Below are 11,277 nucleotides of genomic sequence, written 5' to 3'. Positions count from 1 at the left end.
AGCTGTTCAGCGAGCCCGGCGCCGGGTCCGACCTCGCCGCGCTCGGCACCCGGGCGGTACGGGACGAGGGCGGCGACTGGATCGTCAACGGGCAGAAGGTGTGGACCTCCAGCGCCCATCTCGCGCGCTGGGCCATCCTCATCGCCCGCACCGACCCCGGGCTGCCCAAGCACCGGGGCATCAGCTACTTCATCTGCGACATGACCGATCCCGGCGTGGAGGTCCGGCCACTGCGCCAGATAACCGGCGAGGCCGAGTTCAACGAGGTCTTCCTCAACGACGTGCGGATCCCCGACGCCCATCGGCTCGGCGCGGTCGGCGACGGCTGGAAGGTCGCCCGGACCACCCTCATGAACGAACGCGTCTCGATCGGCGGCGCCCGTCTCCCGCGCGAGGGCGGCATGATCGGTACGGTCTCCCGGACCTGGCGCGAACGCCCCGACCTGCGCACCCACGAGCTGCACCAGCGGCTGCTCGCCCTCTGGGTGGACGCCGAAGTGGCACGCATGACGGGCGAACGGCTGCGCCAGCAGCTCGCCGTGGGCAGGCCGGGACCCGAAGGCTCGGGCCTGAAGCTGTCGTTCGCCCGCCTCAACCAGCAGATCAGCGGACTTGAAGTCGAACTGCTCGGCGACGAGGGCCTGTTGTACGACGACTGGACGATGCGCCGCCCGGAGCTGGTCGACTTCACCGGCCGCGAGGCCGGGTACCGCTATCTGCGCTCCAAGGGCAACTCCATCGAGGGCGGCACGAGCGAGGTACTGCTCAACATCGTCGCCGAACGTGTACTCGGCCTGCCCGCCGAGCCGCGCGACGACAAGGACGTCGCATGGAAGGACCTCACCCGATGACCGGCCAGGACGACGCGCCCGATCTGCTCTACTCCGAGGCGGAGGAGGACCTGCGCGCCGCCGTACGGTCCCTGCTCACCGACCGCCGCGATGTCCCCGCCGCGCTCGCCCGCGCCGAGTCGGGCGCCCCGTACGACCCCGCCCTCTGGACCTCGCTCGCCACCGGGATCGGCGCGGCCGGGCTGCTCGTACCGGAGGCGCTCGGCGGCCAGGGCGCGAGCCACCGCGAGGCGGCGGTGGTGCTGGAGGAGCTGGGCCGGGCGGTAACTCCCGCGCCCTACCTCACCAGTTCGGTGATCGCGACCCGGACGCTGCTCGCCTGCGCCACGGCAGGCACGCACGGCGACGGGTCCGCGGCGAAGCTGCTCCGCGGGCTGGCCGAAGGCCGTACGGTCGCCGTTCTCGCCCTGCCGCTCTCCACCGGACCGGACGCCCCGCTCCCCGGCACGGCCCCCGGGAGCCCGGTCGGGGCCGTCGCCGACGCCGCGGGCGCCGACGTCCTGCTCACCCTCGGACCCGACGGGCTGTACGCGGTCGACACGGCGGCCCCCGGCGTCACCGTCCGCGCGCAGACCCCGCTCGACCTCACGCGCCCGCTGTCCACCGTCACCGTGACCGGCCTCGCCCTCGCCGCCGGGACCCGGCTCGCCGACAGGAGCGCGGCCGACGCCGCCGTACGGCGCGGGCTGCTGACGGGCGCGGGGCTGCTCGCCTCCGAGCAACTCGGCCTCGCCGAATGGTGTTTGGCCGAGACCGTGCGGCACACCCGCGAACGGCACCAGTTCAACCGCCCCATCGGCTCGTTCCAGGCGCTCAAGCACCGGATGGCGCAGCTGTGGCTGGAAGTGGTCTCGGCCCGCGCCGCCGCCCGCAACGCCGCCGACGCGCTGGCCACCGACAGCCCGGGCGCACCGCTCGCCGTGGCCGTCGCCCAGGCGTACTGCGGCCGGGTCGCCGTGGGGGCGGCCGAGGAGTGCGTCCAGCTCCACGGCGGCATCGGAATGACCTGGGAGCACCCGGCGCATCTGTATCTCAAGCGGGCCAAGTCGGACGAGATCGCGCTGGGTTCGACCGGAGCGCACCGCGACAGCATCGCGGCGCTCACCGCGCTGCCGGCGCCCGGAGCGCCGACGGCGTAACTCCGGCCACCGGCTCCGGCCAGCGGTTCGGCCGGGAAGCCACCTGGACAAGCACCCCTTTACATACTGTTTAATTGCGAGTCGTTCGCAATAACGTTTGATCTTCAGTAGGGGTGTGGAATCCATGACCGCCCGTTCGATACGTGGCACGGTCGCGGCGGCACTGGCCGGTTCGCTGGCCCTCACCGCCGTGGCCTGCTCGAACCCGGACAGCGGCTCCGGCGACGGCGGCGGGGACCAGGAGTCCGCCGTCGTCGGGATCGCCTACGAGCCGGACAGCCTCAGCCCGCTGCTCGGCTACGGCAAGGACGGCAACTCCAAACTCTTCGACGGGCTTCTCACCGTCGACGGCGACATGAATCTGAAGCCCGCCCTCGCCTCCGCGCTGCCCGAGGTCACCGCCGACGGCATGACCTACACCTACCGGCTGCGCGACGACGTGAAGTTCAGCGACGGCAAGCCCTTCAGCGCGGCGGACGTCGTCTTCACCTACCGCACCATCCTGGACCCCGGGACCAACAACCCGTCCAAGACCGAACTGGCGGCCATCGAGGACGTCACGGCCAAGGACGAGAACACCGTCGTCTTCACCCTCAAGTACCCCTACGCGCCGTTCGCCCAGCGGACCGTGCTCCCCATCGCGCCGGAGCACGTCGCGGGCAAGCAGGACGTCAACTCCGGGCCGTTCACCAGCAAGCCCGTCGGCACCGGACCGTACCTGCTGACCAACTGGTCCAAGGGCGAGAAGATCAGCTTCAAGGCCAACCCGGACTACTGGGGCGGCGAGGCCACGGTGAAGAAGTTCACCATGGCGATCATCAAGGACGACGACATCCGCGCCACCCGGCTGCGCGCCGGCGACCTCGACGGCGCGATCCTGCCGCCCAATCTCGCCAAGGGCTTCAAAGACGACAAGGGCCGCAAGACGTACGCCGCCACGACGTACGACTACCGCACCGTCACCCTCCCCACCCACAACAAGGTCGCGGGCGACACCGCCGTACGCCGCGCGCTCGACGTCGCCGTCGACCGCGAGACCATGGTCGACAAGATCCTCGACGGCGCGGGCCGGGCCGCCTACGGTCCCGTCCCCACCGACAGCGAATGGTTCACCAAGGGCACCGAGCGCCCGCACGATCTCGCGAAGGCCGGGAAGATCCTCGACGAGGCCGGCTGGCGGACCGGCGAGGACGGCGTCCGTACCAAGGACGGCGTACGCGCGAGCTTCCCGCTCTGGTATCTCACCGGCGACAAGCTCCGCCAGGACCACGCCCTCGCCTACGCCTCCGACGCCAAGAAGGCCGGCATCGACATCAAGACCCAGGCCGGGACCTGGGAGGTCATCGAGCCGCGGATGAAGACCGACGCCGTCCTGGCGGGCGGCGGAGCCCCCGGCGACCCGGACTTCGACCAGTTCAGCCTCCTCAACTCGGGCCTCGCCGGGGACGGCTTCAACAACATGGCCTGGTACGACAACCCGGCCGTCGACAAGGCGCTCGACACCGGCCGCGAGAGCGGGGACAAGCCCGCGCGCAAGGCCGCGTACGACACCGTCCAGCGCGAGCTGGCGAAGGACCCCGGCTACACCTTCCTCACCCACATCGACCACATCTACGTCGTGAACGACACCTGGGGCACCCTCACCACCCAGGTCGAACCGCACGACCACGGACTCGCGTCCGGCCCCTGGTGGAACGTCGAGAAGTGGGCCCGTACACCGTGAACCGACGCCTCCCGTGGGGGGCGATGGCCCGTATGACGGGGCGGCGGATGCTGTTCGCCGCCCCCGTCCTGCTGGTCGTCACCTTCGGCGTCTTCGCCGTCGCCGCCGCCTCACCGTTCGACCCCGTCAAGGCGTACGCCGGCACCGCCGGGCTCACCGCCTCGCAGGAGACCCTCGACCAGTTGCGCGCCAACCTCGGCGTCGACCAGGCACTCGTCCCGCGCTGGTGGGAGTGGCTGACCTCGGCCGTCACCGGCGATCTCGGCGACTCCAGCGTGATGCGCAGGCCGGTCGCCGACGTGATCACCGAACGCCTCGGCTGGTCCGTGCTCCTGGCCACCACCGCCTTCGTCCTCGCGATCCTGCTCGGCACCGCGCTCGGGGTCGCCGCCGCCCGCCGCCCCGGCGGCTGGCTCGACCGGGGCGTCAGCGCGGCCGCGTACACCCTGGAGGCCGCGCCCGCGTTCTGGCTCGGTCTGCTCGCCATCTGGTTCTTCGCCCTGCGGCTCGACGTCCTGCCCGCCGGCGGTCTCACCGACTCGGGGAGCGACATCGTCACCTTCGGCCAGGTCGCCTCGCACCTGGTGCTGCCGGCGGCCGTGCTCGGTGTCTCGCAGATGCCGTGGTTCTACCTCTACGTACGGCAGGGGGTCGCCGACGCGCTGGAGGAGGACCCCGTACGCGGAGCGCGCGCCCGGGGACTGAGCGAGCGCACCGTGCTGCTCTCGCACGCCTGGCGCTCCGGGATGCTGCCGATGCTCACCCTGATCGGCTCACGCGTCCCCGAACTCATCACCGGCGCGCTGCTGATCGAGACGGTCTTCAGCTGGCCGGGCATCGCGGCGGCCACCGTCCAGGCGGCCACCTCCGTGGACTTCCCGCTGCTGGCGGCGCTCACCGTGCTCGCCACGGCGGCCGTGCTCGTCGGCAATCTGCTCTCCGACCTCCTGTACGGACTCGCCGACCCGAGGGTGGGCTTCGATGGCTGACACCACACACTCCCCGCCCGGCGCGGTGTGGCGGGCGCGCGGACGCAGCCGCCGCTCCACGCGCTCGGTCCGCGCCGTCACCTCGGCCGCCGTCGTCGGCGCCGTGGCCCTGGCCGTCCTGATCGTCCCGCCGCTCGTCCAACTGGACGAGCAGGCCGTCGACCTCGCGCTCAAGCTCCAACCGCCTTCCCTGGCCCACCCGTTCGGCACCGACGACGTCGGCCGCGATCTGCTCCTGCGCTGTGTGTACGGGCTGCGCGTCTCGCTCCTCGTCGGACTGGTCGCCGCGCTGGTGGCCACCGTCATCGGCACGGCCGTGGGCGCCGCCGCCGCGGCCTTCGGCGGCTGGACCGACCGTGTCGTCATGCGGCTGGTCGACACCTTCTCGTCGGTGCCGCACCTGCTCCTCGGTATCTTCATCGTCGCGATGTTCCGCCCCGGTGTATGGCCGGTGATCGTGTCGGTCGCCCTCACCCACTGGCTCTCCACCGCCCGGATCGTCCGCTCCGAGGTCCTGTCGCTGCGCGCCCGCCCGTACATCGACGCCGCGGTCTCCGGCGGCTCCTCGCGGTGGCGGATCACCGTGCGCCATCTGCTGCCGGGCGTACTGCCGCAGGCGGGACTCGCCGCCGTACTGATGGTGCCGCACGCCATGTGGCACGAGTCGGCGCTCTCCTTCCTCGGCCTCGGGCTGCCCAGCCACCAGGCGAGCCTCGGCAATCTCGTCCAGACGGCGCGCGGTTCGCTGCTCGCCGGCGACTGGTGGCCCACGCTCTTCCCCGGACTGTTCCTGATCGTCCCGACCCTCGCCATCGCCGGGCTCGCCGGCGTGTGGCGCGAGCGGATCAATCCGCGCCGCCGATCGGAGCTGATGCTGTGACCACGCCCTCACCCGTCCTGTCGGTACGCGGCCTCGGCGTCCGCTTCCGGATGCGGGGCGGCCGGCACATCGCGGCCGTCACCGACGCCACCTTCGACCTCGCCGTGGGGGAGTGCCTCGCGCTCGTCGGCGAGAGCGGCTGCGGGAAGTCCGTCCTGGCCTCCGCGCTGCTCGGCCTGCTGCCGGGCAACGCGCAGACCACCGGATCCGCCGTGCTCGGAGGCGGGCCGCCCGTGGACCTGCTCGCCGCCGACGAACGGACCCTGGCCCGTACGGTACGGGGCCGGCGTATCGGACTCGTACCGCAGAGCCCGGCCGCGCACCTCACTCCCGTGCGTACCGTACGGTCCCAACTGGTCGAGGTGCTGCGCGAGTTGACCGGCGAGCGGGGGCCGGCGCCCGGCAAGGCGGCCGAGGCCGCGGCCGAGCGCGCGGCGTACCCCGCCGACCATCTCGACCGCTACCCGCACGAACTCTCCGGCGGTCTCGCGCAGCGCGCCGCGACCGCGCTCGCCCTGATCGGCGACGCCCCGCTGCTGCTGGCCGACGAGCCGACCACCGGACTCGACCGGGAACTCGTCGACCGTACGGCCGACGAACTGCGCCGCCACACCGACGACGGCCGCGCCCTGCTGATGATCACCCACGACCTGGCGGCGGCCGAACGGATCGCCGACCGCGTCGCCGTCATGTACGCGGGCCGAATCGTCGAACTCAGCCCCGCGCGGGACTTCTTCGGCGGGGAAGGACCGCGCCACCCCTACGCGCGCGGTCTGCTCGACGCGCTGCCCGAGCGGGGGTTCACCCCCATCCCCGGCATGCCGCCCGAGCTGGGCGACCTCCCCGACGGGTGCGCCTTCGCCGCCCGCTGCCCGCGCGCCACCGACCTCTGCGCCACCCCGCCCGCCCTGGCCCCTGGGCCCGGCCCGGCCGTCGCCTGCCACCACGCCGAGGAGCGCGTCGATGCTTGAACTCCTCGACATCACCGCCGGATACGGACGCGGCGCCCCCGTCGTCAGGGGCGCCACCCTCACCGTCGCCCCCGGCGAGTCGGTGGGGCTCCTCGGCCCCAGCGGCTGCGGCAAGTCGACCCTCGCCCGCGTCGCCGCCCTGCTGCACCGGCCCCAAGCGGGCACCGTCACCCTCGACGGCGAACGCGTCACCGGCTGGCGCCACCGCGCCCCGAGAGCCCGACGCACCTCGATCGGGGTCGTCTTCCAACAGCCCCGGCTGTCGGCCGACCCCCGGCTGCGGCTGAGCGACCTGATCGCCGAGCCGCTGCGCGCGGGCGGCCGTCGCGACGAAGTGGCCGACCGGGTGGGGGAGTTGGCACACACGGTCGGGCTCACCGACGACCTGCTCGGCCGCAGACCGCACGAGGTCAGCGACGGCCAGCTCCAACGCGCCTGTCTCGCCCGCGCGCTGGTGCTGCGCCCGCGCTGGCTGGTCTGCGACGAGATGACCGCGATGCTCGACGCGTCCACCACCGCCGCGCTGGTCACGGTGGTCGAGGAGTACCGCGGCGCCCAGGGCGCCGGGCTGCTCGCCGTCGGCCACGACCGGGTGCTGCTGGAGCGCTGGTGCGACCGTACGGTCCGCTGGCCGGAGATCGCCGTGGCTGTCTGAATCACAGCCGTCGGGTCGCCGAACAGTACGTAAGCCCTTGTCTTCTGAGGTTTGTGGCACTGGATCCCCGGCGAGGTCCTAGGTCGTCGTGTCCGCCGTAGCCCGTCCCCACCGACCTCGGAGACATCATGGCCCTCACCACCCGACGCAGAGCGGTGACCACCTTCGCCGCCGCGTTCGCCGGAGCAGTCGCCGTCCCCTCGTACGCCCACGCCGACGGCCCCGAAACCGCCGCGCTCTCCACCACCGGGCGGGGCAAGGGCCGCGAGCCGCTGCGCCGCGCCCACGCGCACAACGACTATCTGCACGAACGGCCCCTGCACGACGCGCTGTCGCACCGCTTCACCAGCGTCGAGGCCGATGTCTTCCTGGTCGACGGCGAGTTGCTGGTCGCCCACGAGCCCGAGACGCTCGACCCCACGCGTACGCTCCGCTCGCTCTACCTCGACCCGCTGCGTGACCGGGTACGGGCCAACGGCGGCGCCGTGTACCGGGGAAGCAACCGGCCGGTGCAACTGCTCGTCGACATCAAGACGGACGGCGTCGCCGCCTATCTGGAGCTGCACCGCCAACTGCGCGCCTACCGCTCCATGCTGAGCACCTACTCCCACGGCGCGGTGCGGTACGGGGCCGTCACCCCGGTCATCTCCGGCGACCGCGCCGCCCGCGTCCCCATGGAGGCGCAGCGGACCCGCCACGCGTTCTACGACGGCCGGCTCGAAGACCTCGGCAGCACGGCGAAGGCCTCGTTCATACCGCTCATCAGCAGCAACTGGACCACGAGCTTCACCTGGGCCGGGGTCGGCGAGTTCCCCGCCGCCGAGCGCACCGAACTGCACCGGATCGTCCGCGCCGCCCATCGCCGGGGCCAGCGCGTCCGGTTCTGGGCCACCCCCGACCTGGCCGGGCCCGCCCGCGACGCCGTGTGGTCCGAACTGCTGGCGGCCGGGGTCGACCACGTCAACACCGACGACCTCGCCGGACTGGAGGGCTTCCTGGCCGAGCACGACCGGTAGCCGGCGCGCAGCCGACCCGGCAGACCCGGCCGACCGAAATTGACCGGCAGTCAACCCGTACGGCCTACACGCCCGTTGCCGCGACAGCCCCTCCGCTCCGCCAGACTGACGGCCGAAAGCCGCAATTCCGGCGCGGCGGAGGAGGTTGGCGATGGCCATTTCGATCTCAGTGGTCCTGCTACTGGCGGTTCTCGCCGTGATCTTCGTGCGTAACAGCGGACTCAAGCTGTGGCACGCGATCGTCTGTGTACTGCTCGGCTTCTTCCTCGCGGGCACGAGCATGGCGCCGACCATCCAGGACGGCATCGACTCCACGGCCAACGTGGTGAGCAGCCTCCAGCCGTAGTCCTGTCCGGCGGCGGCTCAGCCGGCCAGCCGTGAGCGGATCAGGAACCGCACCCCCTCCGGCGCCTCCAGCGAGAAGCCGCTGCCGCGCCCCTCGACGACGTCGACGATCAACCGGGTGTGCCGCCACGCCTCGTACTGGCTCACCGACATCCAGAACGGCACCGGCTCCGTGACTCCGTCGATCTCCAGGGACTCCAGGAGCACGTCCGAGTTCCCCGTACGGAACTCACCGTCCGGGTAGCACATGGGCGCGCTGCCGTCGCAGCAGCCGCCGGACTGATGGAACATCAGCGGCCCGTGGTCCGCCCGCAGTCGCCGGATCAGATCGGCGGCGGCGGGCGTCACCTCCACCCGCGCGATCTCTTCTTCACTCATCCCGCCAGTAGAACGCACCCAACGTTGCATGAAGGTTGCGTGCCCGCGGGACAGTCTTCTGAATTGCCATCAGATAATTTATGACCGGGTATACCGCGGGGCATCAAGTGGTGCTATTTATATAGAGTCCATGACCCCACTCATCGGAGAAGTATTCGTGCGCTCAAAAAGACCACTCATCGCCGCACTCCTGGCAATGGTCGTAGCCGCAACCGTAGCCCCCACAGCGACCGCGGCACCGAAGGCGGACGGTAAGTACGTCGCCATCGGCGACTCCTACGCGGTCGCCCCCGGTACGCGTACCTACGACAACCCCGACGACCCGTGCCGGCGCGGTCCGCTGACCTACCCGCGACTCTGGGCCGCCCAGCACCCGGCCACCGGTTTCGTCGAGGCCTCGTGCTCCGGCGCGACCACGGCCGATGTCGTCAGCACCCAGATACCGCAGCTGACCGCCGACACCACACTGGTGACGGTGCAGGTCGGAGGCAACGACGTCGGTTTCGTCGATGTCCTGACGAACTGCATCCTCACCATCGACGACGCTGACTGCATCGCCGGTGTCGAGCTGGCGAAGCAGGCCGCGCAGGGCGCGCTGTCCCCCGCGCTCGCGCAGACCTACGGCGCGGTGCGGGCCGCCGCCCCGTCGGCCAAGGTCGTCGTCGTCGGCTACCCGAGGCTCTACAAGATCGGTGGTTCCTGCGGGATCTTCGGTCTCAGCGACGCCGAGCGTTCGGCCATGAATTCAGCGGCCGACGTACTGAACGACATTATGGCGAGCCGTGCGGCCGAGGCCGGATTCACCTTCCTCGACCCGCGTCCCGCATTTGACCCGCACGCCCTCTGCTCGGGTGGTTCGGAATGGGTCACGAGTCTGGAGTGGGACAAGATCAACGAGTCCTACCACCCGAATGCGGCGGGCCACAGGGACGGATATCTGGCAGCCCTGAACTCCATTACGGGCTGACCGGAATCGAATTGATCGAGAAAGACTGAGATCGGGTGGGGGCATTTCGCGAGCGAGCGAAATGCCCCCACCGCTTCTCACGGATTCACCGGCACCGGCTCCTCGTCACCCACCAGCATCTGGGAGGCGGCCAGTTCGCGGTACAGCACATCGGCCTCGACCAGTTCCCGGTGCGTCCCCGTGCCGCGTACCCGCCCGTGTTCGAGTACCACGATCTGATCCGCGCCCGTCACCGTGGAGAGCCGATGCGCGATCAGCAGCACGGTGCAGCGCCGCGCCGCCTGCTCGACCGCCTCGCGCAGCGCCCGCTCGTTGTTCGCGTCGAGCTGCGCCGTCGCCTCGTCGAGCAGCAGCACCTCGGGACCGCGCAGCAGGGCCCGCGCGATGGCGAGCCGCTGCCGCTCACCGCCCGACAGCGCGACACCCCGGCTGCCGACCTCCGTGCGCAGCCCGTCGGGAAGCCGTTCGATCAGCGAGTCGAGCCGGGTCAGCCGCAGCACCTCCGCGATCTCCTCGTCCGTCACGCCGGAGGCCGCGTACGTGAGGTTGTCCTCGATCGTCCCCGCCATGACCGGGGATTCCTGCTCGACGTACGCGATCCGGCGGCGCACCTCGGCGCGGGGCAGCGTGGCGATGTCCACCCCGCCGATCAGGATCCGCCCGGCTGCCGGCTCGTAGAACCGCTGGAGCAGCGCGAACATCGTGGTCTTTCCCGCACCCGAGAGACCCACCAGCGCGCTCTGCGTACCGCCGCGCACCGTGAACGAGATCCCGCGCAGCGCGGGGGACCGGTCCGGGTACGAGAAGTGGACGCCCCGGAACTCGACCGGCGGCGCGTCCTTCCCGTCCCAACGGCCCGCGCCCACCGCCCCGTCGGCGCCCGCGCCGTCGACGTCGTCCTCGATCGGCATCCGCCCCACCTGCTCGATACGTCCCACGGCGCCGAGCCCCTGCTGGAGCATTCCCAGCCCCGCGACCAGCGAGCCGATCGGACTCGCCAGGTAGAACACGTACAGCAGGAACGCGATCAGCGCCGACGCCTCCAGGCTCCCCGAGGCGACCAGCGCGCCGCCCACCCCGAGCACGGCGAGGAACGCCGCCTGGATGGAGACGCCGGACAGCACCTTCACCATCGCCACGTACCGCGCGCCGACCAGCCCCGCGCGGTACGCCCCGTCGACGGCCTGCCCCGCGAACGCCGTCTCCCTGCCCTCCGCGCCGTTGGCCTTCACGGTCCTCGCCGCGCCGAGCGCCCGGTCGAGCGCCGCGCCGACGGCGCCGATCGACTCCTGCGAGCGGGCGACCGCCTCCCGGATGCGGGGCAGGATCAGCACCATCACCAGCGTGACCCCGAGCAGCACCG

General features: G+C 71.6%; 12 protein-coding genes. 10 read left to right on the top strand and 2 right to left on the bottom strand.

Annotated elements, in window-relative coordinates; translation table 11 throughout:
- From BHU15_RS24145 to BHU15_RS24105, 9 genes are all read left to right on the top strand, one after another.
- Nucleotides 1–851 (top strand): acyl-CoA dehydrogenase family protein (locus BHU15_RS24145; RefSeq protein WP_069629122.1); only part of this gene is annotated, 851 nt, incomplete at its 5' end.
- Nucleotides 830–1,990 carry an acyl-CoA dehydrogenase family protein gene (locus BHU15_RS24140; protein ID WP_438284982.1) on the top strand — a complete coding sequence of 387 codons (1,161 nt, stop codon included), beginning with the start codon at nt 830–832 and terminating at the stop codon, nt 1,988–1,990. The genes BHU15_RS24145 and BHU15_RS24140, both read left to right, overlap by 22 nt.
- 124 nt (nt 1,991–2,114) lie before the next feature.
- Nucleotides 2,115–3,713, top strand: a complete 1,599-nt coding sequence (locus tag BHU15_RS24135; protein WP_069629120.1) for an ABC transporter substrate-binding protein — start codon at nt 2,115–2,117, stop codon at nt 3,711–3,713.
- A gap of 23 nt (nt 3,714–3,736) precedes the next feature.
- Nucleotides 3,737–4,702 carry an ABC transporter permease gene (locus tag BHU15_RS24130; protein ID WP_069629123.1) on the top strand — a complete coding sequence of 322 codons (966 nt, stop codon included), beginning with the start codon at nt 3,737–3,739 and terminating at the stop codon, nt 4,700–4,702.
- A complete protein-coding gene (locus BHU15_RS24125; protein ID WP_069629119.1) occupies nt 4,695–5,582 on the top strand; it encodes an ABC transporter permease in 888 nt (295 codons plus the stop codon). The genes BHU15_RS24130 and BHU15_RS24125 overlap by 8 nt, the downstream gene beginning before the upstream one ends.
- Nucleotides 5,583–5,632: 50 nt before the next feature.
- Complete coding sequence (locus tag BHU15_RS24120; RefSeq protein WP_079128344.1) at nt 5,633–6,553, top strand: ABC transporter ATP-binding protein; 921 nt, start codon at nt 5,633–5,635, stop codon at nt 6,551–6,553.
- Nucleotides 6,546–7,208, top strand: coding sequence for an ABC transporter ATP-binding protein (locus tag BHU15_RS24115; protein ID WP_069629117.1), 663 nt, complete (start codon nt 6,546–6,548; stop codon nt 7,206–7,208). The genes BHU15_RS24120 and BHU15_RS24115 overlap by 8 nt, the downstream gene beginning before the upstream one ends.
- 128 nt (nt 7,209–7,336) lie before the next feature.
- Nucleotides 7,337–8,224: a phosphatidylinositol-specific phospholipase C/glycerophosphodiester phosphodiesterase family protein gene (locus BHU15_RS24110; RefSeq protein ID WP_069629116.1), complete on the top strand. Its 888-nt coding sequence runs from the start codon at nt 7,337–7,339 to the stop codon at nt 8,222–8,224.
- Nucleotides 8,225–8,375: 151 nt separating this feature from the next.
- On the top strand, nt 8,376–8,570 hold the full coding sequence (locus BHU15_RS24105) for a hypothetical protein (RefSeq protein ID WP_023536788.1): 195 nt from the start codon (nt 8,376–8,378) through the stop codon (nt 8,568–8,570).
- Nucleotides 8,571–8,587: 17 nt separating this feature from the next.
- Here the strand turns inward: BHU15_RS24105 and BHU15_RS24100 are convergent, their stop codons facing one another.
- Nucleotides 8,588–8,947: a DUF779 domain-containing protein gene (locus BHU15_RS24100; RefSeq protein ID WP_069629115.1), complete on the bottom strand. Its 360-nt coding sequence runs from the start codon at nt 8,945–8,947 to the stop codon at nt 8,588–8,590.
- A 196-nt stretch (nt 8,948–9,143) separates the two neighbouring features.
- On the opposite strand from BHU15_RS24100, the gene BHU15_RS24095 reads away from it, so the two are divergent.
- Nucleotides 9,144–9,914 carry an SGNH/GDSL hydrolase family protein gene (locus tag BHU15_RS24095; RefSeq protein ID WP_247748858.1) on the top strand — a complete coding sequence of 257 codons (771 nt, stop codon included), beginning with the start codon at nt 9,144–9,146 and terminating at the stop codon, nt 9,912–9,914.
- Between the two features lie 77 nt (nt 9,915–9,991).
- On the opposite strand, the gene BHU15_RS24090 is transcribed toward BHU15_RS24095, so the two are convergent.
- The coding region (locus tag BHU15_RS24090) for an ABC transporter ATP-binding protein (protein ID WP_069629113.1) at nt 9,992–11,277 on the bottom strand (1,286 nt) is incomplete at its 5' end.

It is taken from the genome of Streptomyces niveus (assembly GCF_001723055.1).
Lineage (GTDB): Bacteria > Actinomycetota > Actinomycetes > Streptomycetales > Streptomycetaceae > Streptomyces > Streptomyces niveus.
Note: the sequence above shows the minus strand (reverse complement) of the source record. Positions and strands in the feature narration are given on the sequence as shown.